25 protein-coding genes are annotated in these 25,186 nt (G+C 50.4%); 21 read left to right on the plus strand and 4 right to left on the minus strand.

Going from position 1 to position 25,186, the window contains the following annotated elements; translation table 11 throughout:
- Positions 1-53 precede the first annotated feature (53 nt).
- From trpB to accD, 3 genes are all read left to right on the plus strand, one after another.
- Positions 54-1,253, plus strand: a complete 1,200-nt coding sequence (trpB, locus tag AC2UZI_RS05575; protein WP_486942820.1) for a tryptophan synthase subunit beta — start codon at positions 54-56, stop codon at positions 1,251-1,253.
- 17 nt (positions 1,254-1,270) lie between these two features.
- A complete protein-coding gene (gene trpA / locus AC2UZI_RS05580) occupies positions 1,271-2,089 on the plus strand; it encodes a tryptophan synthase subunit alpha (protein ID WP_486942821.1) in 819 nt (272 codons plus the stop codon).
- A 114-nt stretch (positions 2,090-2,203) separates the two neighbouring features.
- A complete protein-coding gene (gene accD / locus AC2UZI_RS05585) occupies positions 2,204-3,085 on the plus strand; it encodes an acetyl-CoA carboxylase, carboxyltransferase subunit beta (RefSeq protein WP_486942822.1) in 882 nt (293 codons plus the stop codon).
- Between the two features lie 119 nt (positions 3,086-3,204).
- Here the strand turns inward: accD and AC2UZI_RS05590 are convergent, their stop codons facing one another.
- Positions 3,205-6,537, minus strand: a complete 3,333-nt coding sequence (locus AC2UZI_RS05590) for an Rne/Rng family ribonuclease (RefSeq protein ID WP_486942823.1) — start codon at positions 6,535-6,537, stop codon at positions 3,205-3,207.
- A gap of 492 nt (positions 6,538-7,029) precedes the next feature.
- Between AC2UZI_RS05590 and AC2UZI_RS05595 the strand changes: the two genes are divergently transcribed.
- From AC2UZI_RS05595 to msrQ, 4 genes are read left to right on the plus strand one after another with little or no spacing between them, the layout of a single operon-like run.
- Positions 7,030-7,998, plus strand: coding sequence for an RluA family pseudouridine synthase (locus AC2UZI_RS05595; protein WP_486942824.1), 969 nt, complete (start codon positions 7,030-7,032; stop codon positions 7,996-7,998).
- Positions 7,995-8,657 carry an HAD family hydrolase gene (locus AC2UZI_RS05600; RefSeq protein ID WP_486942825.1) on the plus strand — a complete coding sequence of 221 codons (663 nt, stop codon included), beginning with the start codon at positions 7,995-7,997 and terminating at the stop codon, positions 8,655-8,657. The genes AC2UZI_RS05595 and AC2UZI_RS05600 overlap by 4 nt, the downstream gene beginning before the upstream one ends.
- 20 nt (positions 8,658-8,677) lie before the next feature.
- Entirely contained in the window at positions 8,678-9,640 is a 963-nt protein-coding gene (gene msrP / locus AC2UZI_RS05605) for a protein-methionine-sulfoxide reductase catalytic subunit MsrP (RefSeq protein WP_486942826.1), read from the plus strand.
- Positions 9,640-10,269, plus strand: coding sequence for a protein-methionine-sulfoxide reductase heme-binding subunit MsrQ (gene msrQ / locus AC2UZI_RS05610; RefSeq protein WP_486942827.1), 630 nt, complete (start codon positions 9,640-9,642; stop codon positions 10,267-10,269). Before msrP ends, msrQ begins: the two co-directional genes overlap by 1 nt.
- A gap of 26 nt (positions 10,270-10,295) precedes the next feature.
- Here msrQ and AC2UZI_RS05615 read toward each other — a convergent pair whose 3' ends face one another.
- The 3 genes from AC2UZI_RS05615 to AC2UZI_RS05625 are packed head-to-tail and all read right to left on the minus strand — an operon-like array spanning position 10,296 to position 12,486.
- Positions 10,296-11,129: an N-acetylmuramoyl-L-alanine amidase gene (locus tag AC2UZI_RS05615; protein ID WP_486942828.1), complete on the minus strand. Its 834-nt coding sequence runs from the start codon at positions 11,127-11,129 to the stop codon at positions 10,296-10,298.
- A gap of 22 nt (positions 11,130-11,151) precedes the next feature.
- On the minus strand, positions 11,152-11,868 hold the full coding sequence (locus tag AC2UZI_RS05620; RefSeq protein ID WP_486942829.1) for an SAM-dependent methyltransferase: 717 nt from the start codon (positions 11,866-11,868) through the stop codon (positions 11,152-11,154).
- 21 nt (positions 11,869-11,889) lie between these two features.
- Positions 11,890-12,486, minus strand: coding sequence for a Maf family nucleotide pyrophosphatase (locus AC2UZI_RS05625; protein WP_486942830.1), 597 nt, complete (start codon positions 12,484-12,486; stop codon positions 11,890-11,892).
- Positions 12,487-12,578: 92 nt separating this feature from the next.
- Here AC2UZI_RS05625 and AC2UZI_RS05630 point away from each other — a divergent pair, with 92 nt between their 5' ends.
- From AC2UZI_RS05630 to lepA, 14 genes are all read left to right on the plus strand, one after another.
- The gene (locus AC2UZI_RS05630; RefSeq protein ID WP_486942831.1) at positions 12,579-13,097 is read left to right on the plus strand and encodes a YceD family protein; all 519 of its coding nucleotides are present in this window, start codon (positions 12,579-12,581) and stop codon (positions 13,095-13,097) included.
- A gap of 73 nt (positions 13,098-13,170) precedes the next feature.
- Entirely contained in the window at positions 13,171-13,353 is a 183-nt protein-coding gene (rpmF, locus tag AC2UZI_RS05635; protein ID WP_486942832.1) for a 50S ribosomal protein L32, read from the plus strand.
- A 42-nt stretch (positions 13,354-13,395) separates the two neighbouring features.
- Complete coding sequence (gene plsX, locus AC2UZI_RS05640; RefSeq protein ID WP_486942833.1) at positions 13,396-14,481, plus strand: phosphate acyltransferase PlsX; 1,086 nt, start codon at positions 13,396-13,398, stop codon at positions 14,479-14,481.
- Positions 14,482-14,507: 26 nt separating this feature from the next.
- Complete coding sequence (locus AC2UZI_RS05645) at positions 14,508-15,482, plus strand: beta-ketoacyl-ACP synthase III (protein ID WP_486942834.1); 975 nt, start codon at positions 14,508-14,510, stop codon at positions 15,480-15,482.
- A 64-nt stretch (positions 15,483-15,546) separates the two neighbouring features.
- Positions 15,547-16,479: an ACP S-malonyltransferase gene (gene fabD, locus AC2UZI_RS05650; protein WP_486942835.1), complete on the plus strand. Its 933-nt coding sequence runs from the start codon at positions 15,547-15,549 to the stop codon at positions 16,477-16,479.
- A 2-nt stretch (positions 16,480-16,481) separates the two neighbouring features.
- Positions 16,482-17,225: a 3-oxoacyl-ACP reductase FabG gene (fabG, locus tag AC2UZI_RS05655; RefSeq protein ID WP_486942836.1), complete on the plus strand. Its 744-nt coding sequence runs from the start codon at positions 16,482-16,484 to the stop codon at positions 17,223-17,225.
- A 190-nt stretch (positions 17,226-17,415) separates the two neighbouring features.
- Positions 17,416-17,655 (plus strand): acyl carrier protein, encoded by a 240-nt coding sequence (acpP, locus tag AC2UZI_RS05660; protein WP_486942837.1) that lies wholly within the window; start codon positions 17,416-17,418, stop codon positions 17,653-17,655.
- Positions 17,656-17,801: 146 nt separating this feature from the next.
- Entirely contained in the window at positions 17,802-19,037 is a 1,236-nt protein-coding gene (gene fabF / locus AC2UZI_RS05665) for a beta-ketoacyl-ACP synthase II (protein ID WP_486942838.1), read from the plus strand.
- Entirely contained in the window at positions 19,037-19,570 is a 534-nt protein-coding gene (locus tag AC2UZI_RS05670) for a hypothetical protein (protein ID WP_486942839.1), read from the plus strand. The genes fabF and AC2UZI_RS05670 overlap by 1 nt, the downstream gene beginning before the upstream one ends.
- Entirely contained in the window at positions 19,567-20,169 is a 603-nt protein-coding gene (rpoE, locus tag AC2UZI_RS05675; protein WP_486942840.1) for an RNA polymerase sigma factor RpoE, read from the plus strand. The genes AC2UZI_RS05670 and rpoE overlap by 4 nt, the downstream gene beginning before the upstream one ends.
- A gap of 10 nt (positions 20,170-20,179) precedes the next feature.
- Positions 20,180-20,686 (plus strand): sigma-E factor negative regulatory protein, encoded by a 507-nt coding sequence (locus AC2UZI_RS05680; RefSeq protein WP_486942841.1) that lies wholly within the window; start codon positions 20,180-20,182, stop codon positions 20,684-20,686.
- On the plus strand, positions 20,683-21,726 hold the full coding sequence (locus tag AC2UZI_RS05685) for a MucB/RseB C-terminal domain-containing protein (RefSeq protein ID WP_486942842.1): 1,044 nt from the start codon (positions 20,683-20,685) through the stop codon (positions 21,724-21,726). The genes AC2UZI_RS05680 and AC2UZI_RS05685 overlap by 4 nt, the downstream gene beginning before the upstream one ends.
- A gap of 23 nt (positions 21,727-21,749) precedes the next feature.
- Positions 21,750-23,243 carry a Do family serine endopeptidase gene (locus AC2UZI_RS05690; RefSeq protein ID WP_486943723.1) on the plus strand — a complete coding sequence of 498 codons (1,494 nt, stop codon included), beginning with the start codon at positions 21,750-21,752 and terminating at the stop codon, positions 23,241-23,243.
- 131 nt (positions 23,244-23,374) lie between these two features.
- The gene (gene lepA, locus AC2UZI_RS05695) at positions 23,375-25,168 is read left to right on the plus strand and encodes a translation elongation factor 4 (RefSeq protein ID WP_486942843.1); all 1,794 of its coding nucleotides are present in this window, start codon (positions 23,375-23,377) and stop codon (positions 25,166-25,168) included.
- Positions 25,169-25,186 lie beyond the last annotated feature (18 nt).

Raw genomic sequence — 25,186 nt, forward strand, 5'->3', positions numbered from 1 at the left:
TGTATCGACTCTGATTAGAGCCGATGCGCACCGATTCAAAAGAGAGTTAAGCCTTGAAATCTTATACACTGCCTGATTACGAAGGTCATTTCGGTCGGTTTGGTGGTTCCTTTGTGGCCGAAACATTGGTCCATGCTTTGGATGAACTACGCGACGCCTACGATACGTTTAAAGATGACCCTGCATTTTTACAGGAGTTTGCCTACGAACTTAAGCATTTCGTCGGCCGTCCATCGCCTATTTATCATGCTCGTCGTTGGTCTCAAGAGTTAGGCGGTGCACAGATTTGGCTTAAGCGCGAAGATCTGAATCACACGGGTGCCCACAAAATTAATAACTGCATTGGTCAAATGTTATTGGCTAAGCGCATGGGTAAAACACGCATTATTGCCGAGACGGGTGCTGGTCAACACGGTGTAGCCACCGCCACGGTAGCGGCACGCTATGGTCTTGAGTGCGTGGTGTATATGGGCAGTGAAGACGTACGCCGCCAAGCGTCCAATGTGTACCGCATGAAGCTTTTGGGTGCCACGGTTATTCCGGTTGATTCAGGCTCAAAAACGTTAAAAGACGCATTGAACGAAGCCATGCGCGATTGGGTCACCAATGTAGAGGACACCTTCTACATTATCGGCACTGTTGCAGGCCCACACCCGTATCCCATGATGGTTCGCGACTTTCAGTCGGTAATAGGCACTGAGTGTTTAACGCAGATGCCAGAGGAAACTGGTCGTCAACCTGATGTCATTGTTGCGTCGGTTGGTGGCGGTTCGAACGCCATGGGTATTTTTTACCCTTATATCGATGATGAAAAAGTGGCCCTAGTGGGTGTAGAGGCGGGGGGTAAAGGCATCGACACAGCGCAGCACTCGGCCTCATTAAATAAAGGCGCTGTGGGTGTGTTGCACGGTAATCGTACCTATGTGCTTCAAGATGAAGCAGGACAAATTCAAAGCACGCACTCTATTTCAGCAGGCTTAGATTACCCCGGGGTAGGGCCCGAACATGCTTGGCTTAAAGATTGCGGTCGCGCAGAATATGCCGTGGTTTCAGACGATGAAGCGCTGCAGGCCTTTCACGATTGCTGCCGTATCGAGGGCATTATGCCGGCGTTGGAATCATCACATGCTATTGCCTACGCCGTGCGTGTGGCCCCCACGTTGCCCAGCGATCGTATTATTCTCGTTAATTTATCGGGTCGCGGTGATAAAGATATGCACACGGTCGCCGAGTACAGTGGCATCAGCCTGTAGTTGTAATGGAACTTACTATGTCTCAAATTTCTAATGCGCGGCTGCTGGCCACGTTTAACAAACTGAATGGCCGTACCGCGTTAATTCCATATATCACAGCAGGGGACCCTTCTGTATCGGCAACGCCAGCCTTAATGCATGCGTTAGTTAAAGCGGGCTCAGATGTGATCGAGCTTGGTGTGCCTTTTTCTGATCCCATGGCAGATGGGCCTGTTATTCAGCGTGCAGCCGAACGTGCTGTGGCACGAGGCGTCAGTCTTAACGTTGTGTTGGATATGGTCCGACAGTTTCGTGAAAATGATGATCAAACTCCGGTTGTGCTGATGGGGTATGCGAATCCAATCGAAGCCATGGGCCAAGAAAACTTTGCGCGCGCTGCCAGTCAAGCCGGGGTTGATGGTGTGCTTACGGTAGATTACCCACCCGAAGAGTCCGTCGAGTTTGCGGCGCTATTGGCCCAAGCGGGTATTGACCCTATCTTTTTATTGGCGCCTACATCAACCGAAGAGCGCATGAAGCTTATTGCGAAGGTGGCTCGTGGCTATGTTTACTATGTGTCGCTAAAAGGGGTAACCGGCTCAGGGGCACTCAACACGGATGATGTTGCCAAACAGCTTGAAATTATCCGTCGTCACGTTACGATTCCAGTTGGCGTGGGCTTTGGTATTCGCGATGCAGCCAGTGCTAAACGCCTAAGTGCGTGCGCCGATGCGGTCGTGATCGGTAGTAAATTAATTGAAACCATGGAACAAGCCTATGCCGATAACGGCACGGATCAGGCGGCGATTGATGCGGCGTCATCGTGGTTACATGAAATTCATCGTGCTTTAAACTAGCCCATGCTATGCATTTCCGTATAGAATCATGCGCTTGTGCCTTTTAAAGCACGGCCCTATATTGTCAAAATTTTTGGCGGTGCAGTCATCACCGCCTAATAACAGGATTGCACCATGAGTTGGATCCAAAAAATTCTTCCTCCGATGATTAACCGCGGCCAAGAAAGTAGCCGTCGCGTGCCGGAGGGCCTGTGGGTGAAATGCCCGTCATGTGAGTCTGTGCTGTACAAAGAAGACTTGCAAGCCACCTTAAATGTGTGCCCTAAGTGTTCACATCACATGCGGATCAATGCACGTGGTCGAATTGATGCCTTGTTGGACGCCGAGGGGCGGGTTGAGATCGGCGCGAATACGCGTCCCGTTGATCCGCTAAAATTCAGGGATTCCAAAAAGTACCCAGATCGCGTCGTACAAGCTACCCGTAGTACCGGAGAAAGCGAAGCCATGGTGGTGATGCGCGGCACAATATTAGCCGTGCCGGCCGTGGTTGCTGCGTTCGAGTTCGAATTCATGGGCGGTTCCATGGGCTCGGTCGTCGGTGAACGTTTTGTGCGTGGGGTAAAAGAAGCGATTGAATCCCGATCCGCTTTTATCTGTGTTGCCGCCTCTGGCGGAGCTCGCATGCAAGAAAGCTTATTTTCGCTGATGCAAATGGCAAAAACCAATGCCATGTTGGCACAGCTTTCTCAAGCAGGCTTACCCTTTATTAGCGTACTGACTGATCCCACCATGGGTGGAGTATCCGCCAGCTTTGCTTTTATGGGTGATGTGGTCGTGGCTGAGCCCAATGCTTTGATTGGTTTTGCTGGTCCTCGCGTTATTGAGCAAACCGTGCGTGAAAAGCTTCCTGAAGGGTTTCAGCGGGCTGAGTTCTTATTAGAGAAAGGCGCCATCGATATGGTTGTGGATCGCCGTGAAATGCAGGTTGAAATTGCTCAGCTTATTGCATTACTAACTCGTCAACCCGCCGAGTCTGTGCACAAGCCGATTTCTTAAGCGGTCGTTGTAAAAAGATTGTTGCCGACTTAGCGGTATTGCACAGTCATTAAAAAAGCCTTGCTAGGAAAATCCTAGCAAGGCTTTTTTACGTGCTACGGCGTTTGCCAGGCTAACGCTTACTTGGTTTCAACAAGTTCCAAGGCTTCTGGTTCAACGCTAACAGCCGTCTTACGTGGGCGTCCTAGTTTAGCTTTAGGTGCTTGGTAATAATCGTTGTTGGCGCTTGTCGAGGTTTCAACAAGTGCTAAACCACGTTGTTCCAATACGCTCTTTAGCTCGTCAGAAAGTATGTCAGTGCTTTCCGAGGCCATAAGGGCGGGCGCCGGTGCTGTCTCGTCGTTCGTGCCGTTAGCTGTGTCGCCTGTAACCACATCCTCTGTCGTTGTGAGGTCAACAGAGATTTCAGGAGCGGTATCCAGCGTGGTGTCCTCAGCGACAACAGGCTCAGAGACTTCTTCGTGAGTTTGCTCAATCGCTGGTGTTGATGCTTCAACAGCCTCTGGGCTTGATGTGGCGTCATCCACGCGCTCAGGAGTGCTGTCGATAGTCGCTGTGTTGTCTTCAGCCTCGCTGGTTACGAGCGGTTGTTCAATGGCTCGCTCTGCGGAGGAAGAGGCCTCGTTTTGCGTCTCGATTTGTACCAAAGGTACGTTTTCGATCACCACTTTTTGGCGTGTGCGGGTGGGGCGCTCAGAAGAGGCAACAGGAGCTCGGTACGCATCCAGATCTGACTTGGCATCGGTACGAGTTTCAACAACCTGCAACGAGCTTTGTGCCAATAACTGATCAAGCGCTTGACTTGCCGAGTTCACCGATTTGGTGGATTCAACGGCAGGACTAGGCGCGGCCACAGCTGCTTCTTCTACCGGCTGTGTAACGACCTCTGAGGCTTTAGAATCGATAAGGTCTGCTTTTTCAACGATAGCGGCTTCTGGCTCAATTGTGGCCTTCGGTGCTGTCGTTTCAGAGGCAGTAGGAACAACGGTTACGGCTTCGCCCTCAGTGCTTTCAGGCGTAGACGCTTTGACATCTTCGTGCTTTTCAAACGCCGCTGCATCAAAGCTGGGTGTTTGGTGTGCCACAAAGGTGGTTTCTGCGTTGGCGGCTTCGGCGGCGTCAGCGTTGTCGTTTTGGTCTACGTTGGTAGCTGCTGCCTCGGGCGAACGACGTCCGCGACGGCTGCGACGGCGACGACGACGGCGCTCGGGATCGCCTTGAGTTTGTGACTCGTCAGTTGCTACGACGGAATCGTTCTCAAGCGCTTTGCTCTCGACGCTGTCGTCGTTATGCTTTTCGCTTTGTGCGGCGGGTGTTGCAGTGGCCGCAGTAGCAGCTAGCTTAGCAGCGTTAACGTCAGTATTTTCCTCGTGGTTGGCACTGGTGTTTTCTGTGTTGTTTGGCTCACGACGTCGGCCTCGTCCACCGCGACGGCGACGGTTTGATGACGGTGTGGTGCTTGTTTCTGCGGCATCCGCACCTTCAGCACCTGCAGTTGTAGCGCGTGCCTGACGATTCTCGGCGCTAGGCGTTGTGTCGGCCGTGTTTTGGGCTGGACGACGACGGTTACGCCCTGTAGGGGTACCTTTGGTTTGAGGCTGCTCAGTCGTGTCCTCTGCGCCTGCCGTTGGGCGTTGTCCACGGCGCTGACGGTTTGATCGTTCGCCGGAGCCAGCAGCATTTTGCTCTGATGTATTACGTGTTCGGCGACGGTGGTGTGGCTTGGTCGCTGACGTTTTTTTCTGCTCTGGCTTAGGCGCCTCTTCAGTAGGGCTGAACCACGCCATGATCCGTTTCCATAAGCTAGGCTTATCGGCTACTTTCGCAACACTTGCTGCAGTAGGGGCAGGTTGAGAGGGGGTGATGCCTTTTACCAGTGCTTCAGGTCGCGCTTTCACTTCGTGCGTACGATGTGGGGTCAGGGTAGAGGGAGCCTCTTCCTGAACTTGTTGGAAGCTGGTTTTGACTTCGTCTAAGCGGGCATCATCGTGGCGCAGGCGCTCGATAATGTGGTGAGGCGTTTCAAGGTTTTTATTAGGAATCAGCGTTAAGTTAATGTTCAAACGTGATTCAATTTTTGAAACGTCAGCGCGTTTTTCATTCAGTAAGTAGGTGGCGACATCAACAGGAACTTGCGCATGTAAGGCCGCGGTGCCTTCTTTCATGGCTTCTTCTTGAAGCAGGCGCAGCACGTGTAAGGCGCTGGACTCAGCATCGCGTATGACGCCAGTGCCCGTACAACGAGGGCAAGTGATATGAGAGCCCTCGTTAAGAGCGGGACGTAGGCGTTGGCGAGAAAGTTCCATCAAGCCAAAACGTGAGATCTTACCCATTTGTACACGAGCGCGATCCACGTATAACGCATCACGTAAACGTTGTTCGACGGCACGTTGGTTCTTGCCGTCTTCCATATCGATAAAGTCGATAACAATTAGGCCACCCAAGTCACGCAGCCGTAACTGACGAGCGACTTCATCGGCGGCTTCCAGGTTAGTGCGTACAGCGGTTTCTTCGATGTCGGCGCCGCGTGTTGAGCGCGCAGAGTTGACGTCAATGGCCACCAGCGCTTCGGTGTGGTCAATAACCACAGCACCGCCTGAAGGCAGTTGTACAGTACGGGAGTAGGCTGTTTCGATTTGGTTTTCAATCTGAAACCGAGAAAACAATGGGATGTCGTCGCGGTACATTTTGACGCGCTGCACATTATCGGGCATCACCACGCTCATGAAAGCCGTGGCTTGTTCGTAAATGTCATCGGTATCGATAAGAATCTCGCCAATTTCTTGGGAGAAATAGTCTCGAATCGCACGGATGACTAAACTGGATTCCAAATAAATTAAGATCGGAGCGCTATTGTCTTTGGCTGCGCCATCGATAGCCGTCCACAGTTGAAGTAGATAGTTTAAATCCCACTGTAGTTCTTCAACACTACGACCTATACCAGCAGTGCGAGCAATGATGCTCATGCCTGATGGGATATTAAGTTGGTCGATGGCTTCGCGTAATTCCTGCCTATCTTCGCCTTCCACTCGACGTGAGACACCGCCTCCACGAGGGTTGTTCGGCATTAAGACTAGGTATCGTCCGGCAAGCGAAATGAAGGTGGTTAGCGCAGCGCCTTTGTTACCACGTTCTTCTTTTTCAACTTGAATAATAAGCTCTTGGCCTTCGCTTAGTGCGTCTTGAATGCGGGCAGAGCGCACATCCACGCCTTCTTTAAAGTAAGTGCGTGCGACTTCTTTAAAGGGAAGAAAGCCATGGCGATCTTCGCCGTAGCTAACAAAACAAGCTTCTAGACCTGGTTCAATTCGAGTGATAACCCCTTTATAGATATTTCCTTTACGCTGTTCGCGTCCGGCAGTTTCAATATCGAGATCAATCAGTTTTTGACCATCAACAATTGCAACGCGTAACTCTTCTTGGTGCGTTGCATTAAACAGCATTCTTTTCATGAGCGTGATTCTCCGTAGTCATGGCGCACCGATAATCGGAGCACGACCGCGGGTCACTCGGTGTGAGGCACTTTTCGCTGCAGAGGGAAGGCTGATAGGAATCAGGCCATGCCCACCGTGTAATGTCGTGGGGGCACAGTGCGCGGGTAAGCGCGCGGTTCAATCAGCATAAAGGTCAGGTTCACTATAGTGTTTGACGATAAGTAAATTGCTGGGAACGGACAGACTCGGGTTTTGCTCGCGTCTGGTGCTAAATTCTAAAGAGCGACGACTTTTTCGCAGTTGTTCAGTGCCGCACGCGGAGGGCGAGAAATGAATGGACACGGGCGTAACGCAACACGTGTACAAGCAAGCAGGCTCGCTCCGGCGACCTTATGACCCCGAAAACTGGAACTCAGGTATTACAATGAGACCTTTCCAGCCTAACGGAGACGCACCCTTTGCATCTCTACGTTTGGCGGTGTCACAGTTTTCATAGGCTGAGGCGATTATATGCCTCTTTTGGACATGAGCAAACCATTAGATACTGAAAACCAAGTTCCACGTGTCCGTTTCATCGAAATCGAGGCTGAACTGGCCGGTCAACGCGTTGACAATTACCTTGTCCGTGAATGTAGGGGAGTCCCTAAAAGTCATATTTATAAGGCGATTCGTAATGGCGAGGTCAGAGTTAATAAGGGAAGGGTGTCAAATGACTATCGCTTACAAAGTGGTGATCTTTTACGTATTCCTCCCATGCGGTTAGCGCAGCGCGATGAGCCAGTTCCTATTCCCCCAGCCTCCTTTCCTATTGTTTACGAAGATAAGCACATATTGGTGATTGATAAGCCTCAGGGCGTTGCCGTTCATGGCGGTAGTGGAGTCTCGTTTGGTGTCATTGAGCAGTTGCGGGCCGCCAGACCTGCCGAGCGATTCTTAGAGCTCGCCCATCGCTTGGATCGCGACACCTCCGGCCTGTTAATCGTAGCCCGACGTCGAGCAGCCTTAGTGCGTTTGCATGATATGTTCAGAGAAGGGGCGATTGAAAAGGTGTATCAGGCACTGGTGGTGGGTGATTGGGTAAACGACCGCCAGCATATACGCGACCCGCTTTTACGTTGGATGACAGCCAGCGGCGAGCGGCGTGTCAAAGTGCATCCTGATGGTAAGCCTTCCCATACGATCATTAATTTGTTTCAGCGCTATGGTCGTTATAGTTTGGTCGAGGCCGATCTTAAAACCGGTCGTACCCATCAAATTCGTGTCCATTTGGCCAATCTTGGGTTTCCTATTGTGGGAGACGATAAGTACGGTCAGGATCAAGTGCGCGAGCACTTTGCTCGTTTAGGTTTTAAGCGCATGTTCTTACATGCCAGTGGGGTGAAAATGAAACACCCCATTACAGAAGAGGACTTGGTTTTCTTGGCGCCGCTGCCGACTGAGTGCCAAGACATATTACGTAAGCTGGAGAGTATTGAATGAGTCGTTCTAAACGTTATGAAGCGGTGGTCTTTGATTGGGATGGAACCGTTATGGACTCGACCCATGCTATTGCTACCGCCATTCGGATGGCAAGCGAGGATTTGGGTTTAAGCGTGCCGACGATGGCTTTGGCGAGTTGGGTTATAGGGTTGTCGCTAGAAAGTGCGTTGTATCGAGCCGTGCCTGATCTAGAGGCCGAGCAGATGCCGCTGTTTTTAGAACGTTACCGTCATCACTTCATGCAGCGTGATCCGCAGATTAAGTTGTTCGACGGAGTCCTGGACTTCATGAATGAACTTAAGGCCGGTGAGGTCGTCTTAACAGTGGCAACAGGAAAAAGTCGTGTCGGTCTTGATCGGGTACTACGAAACGTGAATTTAAGTGATTATTTTGCGGCAACACGCTGCGCGGATGAGACGCAAAGTAAGCCACACCCCTTGATGTTGTATGAATTAATGGATGAGCTTTCACTGAATCCCGAAAGCGTACTGATGGTAGGTGACACAACGCACGATATGGTGATGGCGAGAAGTGCGGGTATTGATTGCTTAGCGGTGACTTATGGTGCGCATGACCCTAAAACCTTAGGCAGCGCAGAGCCCACTTATATGGTGGATAGTGTCGCGCAATTGCGAGATGTGGTGTTGCAGCGCATTTAGGCGTTAACCAGCGAGCTCTTATGAATTACGTTAAACATAAAGCAAAAATTCTGGCTTCTGACATTACAGAGGAAAGGCTGTGGCGTAATCGTCGATTGCTATTGAAAACGGGATTAAGTACAGGGGCGTTGGCCTTAACGGCTCCATGGCGTAGTGCTATTGCTGGCGAGTCGGATCAGCGTCCGCTTACGTACAGCAGCCCAGAACGGTGGGCCTCGCCTGAGGTATTAACCACGCGCGCTGATGTCACGTCCTATAATAATTTTTATGAGTTTGGTACGGATAAGTCCGACCCCAAGCGGCATGCAGGGCAGATGCCCACACGTCCATGGCAGTTACACATCGAAGGAGAGGTACATAAGGCCAAAACTTTCGATTTGGATGATTTACATGCCCTGCAGGCGTTGGAAGAGCGTGTCTATCGCCTGCGTTGTGTGGAAGGGTGGTCCATGGTTATTCCTTGGTTGGGCTACTCACTCAGCACACTGTTAAAGCAGGTAGAGCCAACGGCCAATGCAAAATACGTATTATTTGAAACGGCCGCCATGCCAGATCATATGCCTGGGTTGCGTTCACGGGTTTTAAACTGGCCCTATATCGAAGCGCTGCGTATAGACGAAGCCATGCACCCCCTCGCGTTATTGGCGTTGGGGGTATATGGCACCGAGCTTCCTAATCAAAACGGTGCGCCTGTGCGCTTAATTGTGCCGTGGAAGTACGGCTTTAAATCGGCAAAGTCGATTGTGCGCATCCGTCTTGTTGAACGACAACCGGTGACCAGTTGGATGCAAGCTGCGCGGCATGAGTACGGTTTTTTCGCAAATGTGAATCCTGATGTGCCACATCCGCGGTGGAGTCAAGCCACAGAGCGACGTATTGGTGCGGGTATTTTTGCGCCACGCATGGACACAGAGCTATTTAATGGCTATGCCGATGAGGTGGCCAGTTTGTATAGCGGCATGGATTTGGCTCGGTTTTACTGATGACGACTCAGCAGCCTGTTGCTCGCTATCTGCCTTGGCTGCGTAGCCTTGTTTTCATTGTGGGTATGTTTCCCCTTTTACGTTGGGGGTATTTGGGATTTACGCAGGGCTTAAGTGCTAATCCTGCAGAGTTTTTAATTCGATCCTCGGGTATTTGGGCAACCGTGCTGTTGTGGCTTACGTTGGCCGTTAGCCCATTGCGTCAATTGTTTTCAGCTCCGTCACTGGTGCGCATACGACGACCGCTAGGGCTATTTTCTTTCTTTTACACCGTGCTGCACGTAGTGGGATGGGCCTTATGGGAACATGGTTTCGTGCTATCTCGCATGTGGACGGACATCCTTGTCCGTCCTTTCATTACCTTGGGTGCGATAGCAACGTTGCTCATGTTGTTGTTGGCCTGTACTTCTACCCACCGTGCGATGCGTAGTTTGGGTGCGAACTGGAAGCGCTTGCATCGCAGCGTGTATGCGATTGCGGTTTTGTCGATTGTGCACTTTTATTTGGTTCGCAGCGGGAAAAACGACTTTTTTGACGTGTATGGCTACGCTGCCGTACTGGGTGTGTTGTTAGGCATGCGTTTGGTGGATTACCGCTACAGGCGCCAACGTCATTCACAGCGACGTTAGTCTAAACGCCGCTGTGAAGCTTAGGCTTAACGAGCCGAGTTATGTAGGGCTTTTAAGATAGCCACGGTCTGTGCATCCGGCTGTCCATCGTAACGTTGCGGTCGGTAGCGCATCTGAAAGGCAGCGATCACATTGATGGTGGCTTTGTCCAGCTCGTGACTTAAGGTGATGTCGTAACCGATGGCTTTTAACAGGCGTTGTATTTCCTGAATGTCGGGTAAGCCCTGCGCTTGAAATTGCTGCTGATACTCAGCGGCAAGCTCTGGGTTGTACCAGCGTCCAAGCCCAGCTTGGGCCAAAGCTGACCATGGAAACAACGGGCCAGGATCGACCTTACGTTGGGGGGCAATATCACTATGACCCACGATATTGCTGGGTGTGACACGGTGGCGATTCACGATGTCTTTAAGCAGTTCAATGGTTAAGTCTATTTGCGCTTGGCTATAAGGGGCCCACGTGCCGTCGCTGTGCTTACCGGCATTGACGATTTCAATGCCTATCGAGCTCGTGTTGAGATCACTGTACTCGCCCCAGCGGCTTACGCCAGCGTGCCATGCTCGCCTATTCTCATCGACCAATTGATACAGCTTGGGCGGATTGTCATCAGTGATGAGGTAATGGCTGCTGACATCGTGTTGGCTTAACACCTTAAGTGAAGTGGGTGTGCTGCCAGCGGTGTAGTGCAAAACAATATGCCGTACCCTGCTGTTTTGTCCTTGTGCCTGAAGGCTATCGTCGATTTTGGTATTGCCGATGCGGGGTGCCGTGCTGCAGGCCGAGAGGATCAAGGTAGAGGCGAGCAATAGCCTAAGACCGTAAGAACGTTGATGGCGAGACTCAAAAATTCGTAGCAAAGACATGGCGGTTGATGTGCCCTATAGCTTAAGCTTGAAATAAGAAAATGGAGGGTTGTTTAGCGAATTCGGGATGCGGTTCGCTAAGCCACTGCTCAATGCGACGTGTACGCAGCCACTGCTCTGGGGTGGTCAAAGAGCGGGCAATGCACAGCCTGGTGTTTTTATTCAGAGTTTGAAGCAGAGCAGCAAATATGGCGTCGTTGCGGTAGGGAGTTTCAATAAATATTTGTGTTTGGCGATGTTTTTTTGAGTGAAGCTCCCATTCTTTTAGGGTTTTATCGCGTTCGTGAGCTTTGACGGGAGGATATCCATGAAAGGCAAACTGTTGTCCGTCTAAACCGCTGCCCATTAGGCTTAACAGGATGGATGATGGCCCCACGTGGGGCATGACGTGTATGTTTAATTCGTGGGCTATCGCCACCACGGCGGCACCTGGATCGGCTACTGCAGGGCAGCCCGCTTCGGATACCAAGCCAATTTCGCCACCGTCTTGAATGGAGGACAGCCACTCTCGTATCTGTTGAGGGGTTGTGCCCCGTTTGTCTAGGGTGTGGATGGTGATATCTTGAATGGGTTTCAAGTGGCTAATTTGTTTTAGAAAAGCACGTGCGGTTTTTGCGTTTTCAGCGATATAGGTATCGATTGATTGGGCTTTGGCCTGCACACTACTGGGAAGCCAAAGGCCAATGTTGGCATCGCCTAAGCTAACGGGAATAAGGTGTAAGTAAGCGGTAGAAGGCACGTTGTGGTCCTGATGGATCGGTTAAAGGGCGGAAGCGGTAGGTCCGCCCAGCAAGGGGTTAAGGCCTGCCAGACGCAATAAGCGACTTAAGGCGATCAGGGGCAAGCCGATAATCGCGGTAGGGTCGTCTGATTGCATGGACTCCATTAAGGCAATACCAAGGCTTTCGGCTTTAGCGCTGCCGGCCGTATCAAAAGGTTTGTCATGCTGCAGGTAGTAGTGAATTTCCTCATCGCTAAGTGACCTAAAGGTACACGTAGTGGGTGTGTCACTGCTCCAGCGCTTTGAGCCGTGTGCAACGGTGATGGCGCTATGAAATATAACGGTTTGGCCCTGTAGTTGCCGTAATTGCTGTACTGCCTGATCATAACCGCCAGGTTTGCCTAATGATAACTCGCCGATCGCTGCTACTTGGTCGGCTCCGATGACGTAGGCGTCAGGGTTCGCTTGTGCGATGGCGTCGGCTTTCAATGCCGCTAATCGTCGGGCTAAGGCTAAAGGGGACTCGTTTAACTGTGGCGTTTCGTCCACATTTGGGCTGATGGACGTAAATGGTAGGGCAAGCCGCGCTAACATATCGCGGCGATATGGCGAGCTCGATGCAAGGATAAGACGCATAGTAGTGCTGATTCAGTGAAAAGTTTGACTGCTTAACTGTGTGCGCTGTATTATCTAATGTTTTCCTTGTTATTGGAATGCCGGAGGTCGTTGTGGACACTACGCAATATCTTCTGGATGTCGCCTCGTTTACACGCTTGGGCGATAACAGGCAGGGTGACGTTGGTTTTGATGTTCTTCAACGTGCTGGCGAGGGTTTGCCGAAGCAGCAAGGGCAGCAGTTTAGTTGGTCTGCTAAGGGTGAACTTGATTCGGCCGGACGTCGTTTTATACATTTGCACGCTACGGGGTTTGTCATCCTAGAGTGTCAGCGGTGTTTAACGCTGTTTGAGCAGCCCATTAACGTTGAGAATACGTTCGAGGCTGTTGATACCGAAGCCGAGCTCGAACTCGATGATGAAGATTTCGAGGGTTCAGATCGGATATTATCAACTCAACGGTTAAACTTGCTTGAGCTACTGGAAGACGAGATTATTCTCAATTTTCCCTATGTGGCTCGCCACGAAATTTGTCCTTCGTTGCCTGATGCCTTATCGAGCAGCGATGAACCAGATCTTGAAGCCGAGAAACCTAATCCGTTTGCGGTGTTGAGCAAGCTTAAGAAGTCTTAGCTCATTTTTTTAACTATTATTTAATTCTGCGGGGCCAGTCGCATTCTGGTTAGCCCTGTACACAGGAGTCATCATGGCCGTTCAGCAAAACAAAAAAAGCCCATCGCGTCGTGGCATGCGTCGTTCACACGATGCCTTAACAGGTCCTTCCACTGCAATTGAATCCACAACGGGTGAATTGCATCTGCGTCATCACATCAGTCCTAACGGTATCTACCGTGGCCGCAAAGTGTTAAAAACGAAAAACGACGATTAATTCGTTGCTTAACGTTCCGCATTAACCACCTCTGCGTGCTTGATGACAATAAAATCAATACGTATCGCTATCGATTGCATGGGCGGGGATTTCGGCTTAGCCGTAACCATTCCCGCTGCCATGCGATTCGCACAAGAGCATCCTGATACTCGGTGTTTGTTGGTCGGTGATAAGGCTGCAATTCAAAAGCAGTTGTCCGAATCCTCCAACCGCTCCGATGATTGGTATGACATACTCCACGCCTCTGAAGTCGTCACTATGGATGATTCCGTAGAGGTCGCGTTGCGTCGTAAAAAAGACTCGTCCATGCGCGTCGCCGCTCAAGCCGTTAAAGACGGGTTGGCGGATGCTTGCGTTTCGGCGGGTAATACCGGCGCTTGGATGGCGATTAGCCGCTATGTATTGAAAACGCTAGATGGCTTCGATCGCCCAGCAATTGCTACTTCCATCCCCAATCAAAAAGGGGGGGCGACCACCATGCTTGATTTGGGCGCGAATGTGGATTGTTCAGCCGCCCATTTGCTGCAGTTTGCCATTATGGGAACAGCGCTAGCCAGCACCTTAGATCGTCGAGAGCGGCCTACTGTGGGTTTGCTTAATATCGGCGAAGAAGTGATCAAGGGTAACGAGGTGGTTAAGCAGGCAGCCGAGTTACTGCGTAATAGCGATTTGAACTTTTACGGAAATGTCGAGGGTGATGACATCTGTAAAGGAACGGTCGATGTGGTGGTTTGTGATGGATTCGTAGGCAACGTTGTGCTGAAGTCGCTTGAAGGCTTGGCTAAAATGGTGGCCAGCATGCTGCGAGAAGAGTTCACGCGAAATACCGTTAGCATGGCTGCTGGAGTTATCGCTAAACCTGTACTGAACCGCTTAAGTTATCGTGTTGATAACCGTCGTTATAATGGCGCAGCGCTATTGGGTTTACGTGGTATTGTCATAAAAAGTCACGGCTCTGCTGATGCATACGCTTATGGCTATGCACTACAGCGAGCTCGGTTCGCTGTAAAGAACGGCTTGCTTGAAGGTACCACCGAGGCCATTGCGCGTTTACGACTCAGTTTTGCTGAGGCCGAAGTCGCGCCGCCTCTTTCTTCGCAGGGCGAACAATCAGAAGCTGCGCAGTAGTACGCGGCTCTCAGGAGTTTAACGCTATGCCATATGCCAAAATAATTGGGTCCGGCAGTTATTTGCCGCCACGGGTGGTATCAAACGATGATTTGGCTGCAGAGCTTGCGCAACGTGGCATTGAAACCTCAGATCAGTGGATACGCGAACGCACAGGTATTCTACAACGTCACCTCGTTGAGCCTGGCGTAAAAACAAGTCAATTAGCAGTCAAAGCCGCTCAAGCCGCTTTGGATGATGCAGGCCTATGTGCTAGCGACATCGATCTGCTTATTGTTGCAACCTCCACCCCCGATTTTATATTTCCTAGCACCGCGTGTATTGTGCAGGCCGAGTTAGGCGCGAAAAATGCCGCAGCCTTCGACGTGCAAGCGGTATGTAGTGGGTTTGTGTACGCGCTAACCACGGGCGAAACGTATATCAAGGCTGAGCGTGCAAAGAACGTTTTGGTGATTGGTGCCGAAGTGTTTTCAGGCATTCTTGACTGGGATGATCGCAGCACTTGTGTCTTGTTTGGTGACGGCGCCGGGGCTGTAGTGTTAAGTGCTAGTGATGAACCCGGTGTACTCAGTGCAAAACTCAGTGCGGACGGAACACAAACACATATCTTGGCGGCAGCTGGAAACGTGGTTCATGGTGCGGTTGAGGGCGACCCCTTCTTACGCATGGATGGACAAGCCGTTTTTAAATTTGCCGTGACTTCTCTTACGCAGTCGGCGCACGACGTCTGTGAGCAAGCCGGTGTCGCTCTAAGCGATGTTGACTGGTTAGTCCCTCATCAAGCCAACTTGCGAATTATTAATTTTCTCGGTCGTCGCCTCGGCATTGATAACGAGAAAGTCGTGGTCACTGTAGATCAGCATGCTAATACTTCGGCAGCAAGTGTGCCCTTAGCGCTTGATGCAGCCCGCAAAGACGGACGCATACAGTCTGGCCACCTTGTACTCTTGCAGGGTGTGGGTGGTGGTTTCACATGGGGCTCTGTGTTGGTACGCATGTAGCTGTTTGATTAATAGATGCTGCTTTTATCGGCTAGGCATTATTTGAATCAGAGATAGTACGAATATGAAATTTGCTTTGGTGTTTCCAGGTCAGGGCTCGCAAACCGTTGGAATGCTCGATGCATGGCAGGATAATGAAACCGTCCAAACACTAATGGCTGATGTAAATCAAGCCTTGGACCAAGACCTTTCTGCTTTAATAGCGCAAGGTCCCGCTGAAGACTTAAACCTCACCGTGAATACACAGCCCGCCATGTTAAGTGCTGCTGTGGCGATGTATCGCGTCTGGGAAGCTTCAGGCGGTCCGGTGCCTACGGTAATGGCAGGTCATAGTTTGGGTGAGTACTCGGCGTTAACGGCCGCTGGGGTGATCGGTCTTGCTGATGCTGTGCGCTTGGTCAGAATCCGCGCTAGTGCCATGCAAGAGGCCGTTCCTGTAGGAACAGGTACGATGGCAGCCATCATCGGTCTGGGTGACGAACAAGTGATTGAGGCGTGTGCAGAAGCCGCTCAAAACGAAGTGGTTGAAGCGGTTAATTTCAATGCGCCGGGTCAAGTTGTGATTGCAGGGCATGTCAATGCTGTCCAACGTGCCTGTGACGTAGCGAAAGCAAAAGGTGCGCGTCGTGCGATGGTCGTTCCCGTGTCAGCTCCTTTTCACTCTAGTTTGTTGCAGCCCGCGGCGCAGGTGCTTGAAGGGGCGTTAGCGGAAGTTAACATGCAGGCACCTGCTGTAACGGTGATCAATAACGTTGATGTCCAAAACCCTTCAAATGTTGACGATATCCGTTCAGCGTTGGTACGACAGGCTTGGCATCCAGTGCGCTGGGTCGAAACCATACAAGCGATGAAGGCCATGGGTGTGACCCATGTTGTAGAATGCGGACCAGGTAAGGTGTTGGCTGGCTTAATTAAACGCATAGACCGAGACCTAGTTGTGTATTCAGTGAACGACCCTGCATCATTAGATGACGCGTTGGCGGCATTAAAAGGATAATAATGAGCTCTCTACCATTAGATTCAAAAGTTGCTCTTGTAACAGGTGCAACGCGTGGCTTGGGCAAGGCAATTGCTGAACACTTGCAGTCTTTGGGCGCTATTGTCATTGGTACAGCGACCTCCGAGGCAGGGGCAAGTTCAATCAACGATATGTTGTCGCCTGCTGGTGGACGGGGCGTTGTACTCGATGTCAACGACGCCGAAGCGTGTGATGCGCTGATTACTCAATTGACGAAAGAGTTCGGTGGCCCGCATATTCTTGTTAATAACGCGGGCATTACGCGTGATAATTTGATGATGCGTTTAAAAGACGATGATTACGATGCGGTGGTTGATACCAACCTAAAAGCGGTGTTTCGTCTAAGTCGTGCTGTCATACGTCCTATGATGAAGGCGCGTTGGGGCCGCATCATTAATATCACGTCAGTGGTGGGTTATAGCGGTAACCCTGGGCAGGCAAATTACGCGGCGGCAAAAGCCGGCGTGGCGGGTATGTCCCGCGCTCTAGCTCGCGAGTTAGGTAGTCGTAATATCACAGTAAACTGTGTGGCGCCTGGCTTTATCGATACTGATATGACTCGGGCCTTGAATGAAGAACAATCTGCTGCTATTTTAAGCCAGATTCCTCTGGGTCGTTTAGGCGCAGCCCAAGACATTGCCAATGCGGTAGGGTTCTTAGCAGGGCCTCAAGCCGAGTATGTTACTGGCACTACGCTGCACGTAAACGGCGGGATGTATATGTAAAGAGTTTGGCTCAGGCCAGTTCTAAGGTAAAATCATTTAATTTGTAAGGGGCGTACCTTTTGGTGTTTAATAGCCTCCGAGCTATTGTTTGACTATTGGTACTGCTGTTTTTTTTGTCATAGCCTACACCCATTTAATGTATCGTTTGGCTATAATTCGCGGGAATTAATCCCCAACTTGGAGAATCTGCATGGAAAGCATCGAACAGCGCGTCAAGAAGATCGTCGCTGAACAACTTGGCGTAAACGAAGCCGAGATCAAGAACGAATCTTCTTTTCTTGACGACCTCGGTGCCGACTCGCTCGACATGGTCGAGCTCGTGATGGCGCTCGAAGACGAATTCGAAACCGAAATTCCAGATGAAGAAGCTGAGAAAATCACGACGGTTCAGCAAGCTGTTGATTACATTAATTCAAACAGCGAGCAGTAATTTCAAATCCGAGTGTGGGCAGGTTTTAGGCTTGCCCCCGCTAGGCGGTTTATAGCGAATATCTGTGACGTGATCCTTAGTCTTTTAAAGCGTAGGGCCTTATTGATATTCTCTTCAAACCGCTTTTTTTGTTTTAGGAGTCATCCGTGAAGCGACGTGTCGTGATTACCGGGCTGGGTATAGTGTCCCCAGTCGGCAACGATATTGCCAGTGCATGGGATAACATCGTTAATGGGCGTTCAGGTATAGGACGTATTACACGTTTCGATGCATCTGCTCTCAATGCCCAAATTGCGGGTGAGGTCAAAGATTTTGATATCACGCAACTCATTACCGCTAAAGAAGCTAAACAAATGGATACGTTTATCCATTACGGTTTAGCGGCTGGGTTACAAGCGTGGGAAGATTCTGGTCTAGCTGTTACCGACGAGAACGCTGATCGTATGGGTGTGATCGTGGGCTCAGGAATCGGTGGCTTACCTCGTATTGAAGATACACAAAAAGATTACTTAGAGCGTGGTGCAAGGCGTATATCGCCATTTTTTGTGCCGGGCTCACTCATTAATCTGGTGTCAGGTCAGTTGTCTATTGCTCTTGGTCTAAAAGGGCCAAGTTATGCAGTCGTGTCGGCTTGTACAACAGGTTTGCATTCTATTGGTGATGCGGCTCGGCTTATCGAGTACGGCGATGCCGATGTGATGGTAGCTGGTGGCGCTGAGTCAACGGTTTCGCCCTTAGGAGTCGGTGGTTTCGCTGCCATGCGTGCGTTATCAACTCGTAACGATGATCCCACCACAGCTTCTCGTCCATGGGACCGAGACCGCGATGGTTTCGTGCTAGGGGAAGGGGCCGGCGTATTGGTGCTTGAAGAGTACGAGCATGCGATCCGACGTGGCGCCCGTATTTACGGCGAGTTCGTAGGGTATGGAATGAGTTCTGATGCCCATCACATAACGACTCCTGATAAAGACGGACCAAAACGGGGCATGGACAACGCGCTGCGTAATGCACAAATTGATCCTACATCCGTTGACTACATCAATGCCCATGGTACATCCACGCCACTTGGTGATGTGAATGAAACCGAGGCGATTAAGTTAGCCTTTGGTGATCATGCGAAGAACTTGGTTGTGAACTCAACCAAATCGATGACGGGCCACTTATTAGGCGCAGCTGGGGGCATAGAAGCCGTCTTTACTACCTTAGCGGTGCACCATCAGATTTCTCCGCCTACGATCAATATTTTGAATCAAGACCCTGAGTGTGATCTTGATTACTGCGCCAACGAGGCGCGTGAGATGAAAATTGATGTGGCACTTTCGAACTCTTTTGGTTTTGGTGGTACCAACGGTTCGATGGTGGTGAAGCGTTACGCCAAATAGTGGCGAAGACTCATTTAGCTTCGTCTACAGCCCGACCTTACACAACCCAAGAGCCCTTTTGGGTTGTGTGGTCGGGCTTTTTGTTGTCTTGCCTACTTTGCGTGTTCTTGGCAATGGCCGTGTGGCGCTATGCACCTTCACTGTGGTCGTACGGCTTGGTAGGGTGTATTACCGTTTTTGTGCTGATGCAGTGCCATATCAAAGCAAAACGTCGGCATACATTATTTCTGCAGTTTGTTGATAAACAATGGTATGTTGTGGATCATCTAGGAGAACTGTACGAGGTGTACTTGTTGCGTAATTGGCGTAGCCCTTGGTGTATAAGTTTACAGCTGGTCAGTCAGCTGCAGGTTGAAGAGAGGTGGGGCATTACTACTGTGCTAAACAGACAGCGCTTTTCGTCAAAGCCATATTATTTCAACCTTAGCTTTTGGCGCCAGCAAATTGGGGCTAAGCAGTGGCGCGAATTAAATGTGGCCCTCAGTCGTAGCCATGCCTATGCGGGGCTATCACAGCCTAAGGAATCACTATGAGTGAACGCGATGTCGATGCCGATCTGGTCGCACGTGTTCAGCGAGGCGATAAACGAGCTTTCGATCTTTTGGTATTGAAGTATCAGCGGCGCATTATGCGTCTGTTATCGCGCATGGTGAATGATGCTGGCGAAATTGAAGATGTAGCCCAAGAAACATTTATTAAGGCGTATCGAGCCTTGCCACAGTTTCGTGGTGACAGTGCGTTTTATACCTGGTTGTATCGCATTGCGATTAACACGGCGCGTAACTGGCAGGCCTCCAGTAATCGTCGGCCTTCACTGATAAATTCATACGAAGGCGAAGATGGTGAAACTTTTAGCCCAATTGATAACCTAACAGACATCAGCACACCCGAGTCTGAAATGGTAAGTCGTCAGGTTGTTGAGGCCGTTAACGCGGCGATAAGCGCGCTTCCCGAAGAGTTGCGCACCGCAATCGTTCTACGAGAAATCGAAGGCATGAGTTATGAAGACATTGCAGAAACAATGGACTGTCCCATCGGGACGGTTCGTTCACGAATATTCCGTGCCCGCGAGGCGATTGCCACAGAGCTGCGTCCCGTTCGCGAATCCGGTGATACAGATCGCGGTAGGTAAGGAGTAATTCATGTCTAGTCATACTGTTAATAACGTCGATCACTCTGACTACAGCTCTTGGGAAGAGTCTGTGTCGGCGTGGGTGGATGGTGTTGCTCAAGTTCGTCCCGACGAGCTAGACACCCCTTATGGTCGACAGCTTTGGGACACCTATCATCTGATTGGGGACGTATTGAGAAGCGACGAGCTTTCCATTACGCCGTCGGATAAGTTCTACGCTCGTTTATCGAAAGCGATTGATGATGAACCTACGGTTTTAGCGCCGGTGTATCAAACGCATACCAAGAGCATGCGTTGGGGTGTTTCAGGTGTGGCCGTTGCGGCCGCTATTGTTGCTGTCGCGTGGGTCGCTTTGCCGTATTTCTCTACAAGTCCGTTATTGCCCGATAGCGCCCCTGTTTTGGCAAGTGTGTCTGAAGACGCATGGGCCGATTATGTTGACGCTCATCGAGACTTGTCGGGCATTGGGCCAGCGAAGCAGGTTTCATACGAGTTAGTAGGGGCCACAAATCAATGATAGTTGAAGTGGGGTCACGAGCATTGCCGCTGTTTAAAACACCTTTTAAAAATGTGATCGTAGCGCTGCTAAGTGTTGTCTCTAGCGTTGCGTTTGTGCAAAGCAGCGCGTCGGCCGCCAACAGTTCAGAGGCGACTGATCCGCTTCATTTTCTTAGCGCGATGCAGCAAGCAACGCGTGAACTCGATTATGCTGGCGTGGTCACTTATACGCAGGGCGGTGCTACACAGTCTATGCGGCTTGTGCACATGGTAGACGGAACAGGTGAGCGTGAACGCTTAGAGTTATTAGACGGTAAGCCCAGAGAGTTTTTACGCACAAACGATCAAGTGCAGTGTTTGATTCCTGAACGAGAAGTTGTGCTTGTAGAGCGTAAACGAGCAGATCGCTTTCCGTCTGTCTTATTAGGCGAATCAACTCGCATACCCGAACATTACTCTATTCGACAAGATGAAGCCTTGCACCGTGTTGCCGGACGAGAGTGTGTGATGTATGAATTACAGCCTAACGATGCGTTGCGCTATGGCTATCGCTTATGCGCCGACGCAAAAAATGCCTTGTTATTACAAGCACAGACCTTAGACAGTAATGGCGACCTAATCCAACAAGTCTCTTTTGCAAGCATTGTGTTTGGAAATCAAGTGAGCGCTTCGGACTTACAGTCAGATATCGACTTTTCAGGTTGGCGCACGATCGAAGCTAAAATGACAGATGTGGATTTGTCTGCCCAAGGGTGGCGTATCGATTACCCAGCGGGTTTTGAAGCCGTTTCTCAAGTGGCGCGCTCGATGGGTGCGGGCAGAAGGGTTTCACAATTGGTGTTGTCTGACGGTCTTGCAGCGATTTCAGTCTTTATCGAGCCAGTCGAAGATCAAGGCTCCAGACTTAAAGAGAACAAAGGCTCCAAACGTGGCAGTATGAATTTATTTAGAACACGAATTGGCGACTTCTGGCTAACCACTACGGGGGAAGTCCCGCTTAGCACTTTGGCTGATTTAGGGCGTAGTGCAGAGTTTGTCCCATTAGCTAAAAAGCATTGACGCGCATTTAAAGGAGTTTAATGATGCAAATCATGAGTACAGGGTATAAAAAACTAGCTGGATCATTGACATTAGTCGCTGCCGGCATGGCTTTTGCTGGCGTGGCTCCAGTCGCGCATGCACAAGAAAGTGCCAGTGCAGCCCCGGCTGTGGTGTTACCTGACTTTTCCAGTATCGTTGAAAAAACGGAAAAATCCGTGGTTAATATCCGTACGACAGAGTCCGTAAGGGTAAGGCGCTCAATGGGAGGCGGCGGGCCCGGTTCCAGTAATGATCCTTACGATTTGTTTCGCTGGTTCTTCGGCCCAGACTTTATGCCACCCGGAGTCAATCCTAGGCAGCAAGGGCCTTCCACACCAGAGCCTCAAGAACGAATCGTCCCCCGTGGTGTAGGTTCAGGGTTTATCATTTCTAAAGATGGCTATGTGTTAACAAACAATCATGTCGTAGCCGATGCCAACGATATTTTTGTGACGTTGACAGATGGTAAGGAATATAAAGCCACTGTGGTGGGTACCGATGATCGTACCGACGTTGCGCTAATAAAAATTGAAGGCGAGAATTTAGCGCCACTGACCATTGGTAATCCAGCTGATCTTAAAAAAGGGCAGTGGGTGTTGGCCATCGGCTCGCCCTTTGGTTTGGATTCTACCGTTACAGTAGGGATCGTCAGTGCGATTAATCGCGATACGGGCGATTACTTACCCTTTATTCAAACCGATGTTGCCGTTAACCCAGGAAACTCAGGTGGCCCACTTCTTAACTTGAATGGTGAAGTTGTGGGGGTGAACTCACAAATTGTGTCTCGCAGTGGTGGTTTTATGGGGATTTCTTTAGCAATTCCCATCGATGAAGTCATGAATGTCGTCGAACAACTCAAGGCGCATGGTAAAGTAACGCGTGGTCGTATTGGTGTGCAGATTACGCAGGTTAGCGATGATGTGGCCAAAGCTCTGGGTTTAAGTAATAACAAAGGGGCCTTGGTCAGTAATGTCGAGCCAGAAGGGCCGGCTGCGAAAGCGGGTATCCGTTCAGGCGATGTTATTTTGCGTTTCGGTGACAAGAAGATCGAACAAATGAGCGATCTACCACGTATCGTCGGTGCCAGTCAGCCTGGTGATAGCGTCGAAGTGGAAGTTTGGCGTAAGGGTAAAAGCACCACTGTTCGAGCCACTGTCGATGAAATGCCAAGCGCTACCAGTGCGGCGTCTGCGGCTCAGCCCCAAGAGACAACCCCCGCCGTTGATCGTATCGGCTTGCGCGTGGCATCCCTTAGCGATGCAGAACGCAAAGATGCTGGTGTGGAGTCAGGGGTAGTGGTTGTTGAAGCAACGGGTGTTGCGGCATCGGCTGGGCTCACACAGGGCGACCTTATCGTTCGTGTAAATGATCAAGACGTAAACAGCCCTGATCAATACAAAAAAGTAATAGATGCTTTGGACAAATCGAAGGCAGCAGCACTGTTGGTGGTGCGTGGTGGCAACTCTCAGTGGGTTCTTGTCACTCCTTCGAAATAAACTCCCTTAAACCGGTTAAAATATTAGCCATGCAGAAGGGGGCGTCCTAAGCGCCCCCTTCTTTTTGTCGCATCATGACAATGCTGGCTGGCCTCTATTCCTATTAACAAGTCGTTTTCTTTTTCTGGTCTATGGATCACATCCGCAACTTCTCAATTATTGCTCACATTGATCATGGTAAGTCCACACTAGCCGATCGATTAATCCATCGTTGTGGCGGGCTAGAAGATCGTGAGATGTCTACGCAAGTGCTCGACTCGATGGATATCGAACGAGAGCGTGGGATTACGATTAAGGCGCAAACAGCCTCCCTGCAATATAAAGCCAAAGATGGCAAAACCTATAATTTAAATCTGATTGATACCCCCGGGCACGTTGACTTCTCGTACGAGGTTTCTCGCTCGTTATCGGCCTGTGAAGGCGCGCTTTTAGTCGTTGATGCTTCGCAGGGCGTAGAAGCGCAAACGGTAGCAACCTGTTATACCGCCATCGAACAAAATCTTGAAGTCATTCCGGTGCTCAATAAGATGGATTTACCGTCGGCGGATCCCGATTCAGCGCGTCAGGAAGTTGAAGACGTTATCGGTATCGATGCAACGGATGCGATTCCTGCCAGTGCAAAAACCGGCATGGGTATCGAAGAAATTTTGGAAGCGATTGTGGCTAAGGTGCCGCCGCCCGTTGGTAATGTTGACGAGCCACTTCAAGCACTCATCATCGACTCGTGGTTTGATAACTACGTGGGTGTTGTGATGTTGGTGCGCATAGTAAACGGCCAACTTAAGCAGAAAGACCGCGTACAGTTAATGGCAAATGGCACCACGCATAATTGTGAGCAAATTGGTGTTTTCACGCCTAAAGCCGAGCCTAAAGACGCGTTACGAGCTGGCGAAGTGGGCTTTATTGTCACCGGCATGAAAGAGCTAGAGCACGCTAAGGTTGGCGATACCATTACGCATGTCGCTAAACCCGCAGCACACGCTTTACCCGGCTTTGTCGAAGTCAAGCCACAAGTATTTGCCGGTTTGTATCCGGTAGAAAGTAGTGAGTACGATCAACTGCGCGAATCCCTTGAGAAGCTGAAGTTAAACGATGCTTCCTTAATGTTCGAACCAGAGGTGTCGCAAGCTTTAGGTTTTGGATTCCGCTGTGGTTTTCTAGGCTTATTGCACATGGAAATTGTGCAAGAAAGGCTAGAGCGCGAATTCGACATGGACATTATCACTACTGCTCCGTCGGTGGTGTACGAGGTACAGCGTAACGACGGTGAAGTGTTGATGATCGAAAGCCCATCACGCATGCCGGAAATCAGTCACATTGCTGAAATTCGCGAGCCGATTGTGACGGTGACGCTGCTGATGCCTCAAGATTACGTAGGGCCAGTGATGACCTTGTGTAATGCTAAACGTGGTGTGCAAATGAACATGACGTATTTGGGGCGCCAGGTCAGCTTGGTGTACGAGATTCCACTTGCTGAGATCGTGCTTGATTTCTTCGATCGTCTTAAGTCAGTGTCTCGCGGTTACGCCTCGATGGATTACGAGTTTAAAGAATACCGACCTGCTGATGTGGTGAAAGTAGATGTGCTTATTAACGGTGATCGTGTCGATGCACTATCGATGATTGTGCACCGTGCTAATGCACGATATCGGGGCCGCGAGGTGGTATCAAAAATGCGCAGTCTTATTCCACGCCAAATGTTTGATATCGCTATTCAAGCCGCGATTGGTGCCGAGGTTATTGCTCGGGAAAACGTCAAAGCATTGCGTAAAAACGTTCTTGCAAAATGCTATGGTGGGGATATCTCTCGTAAGAAAAAACTAATCGAGAAGCAGAAAGCGGGTAAGAAACGGATGAAACAGGTGGGGAATGTGGAAATTCCTCAGGAAGCGTTTCTAGCAATTCTGCAAGTCGAAGATAAATAATAACCATCGAGGTAAGCA

The organism is Paenalcaligenes sp. DL 463, from assembly GCF_057475185.1.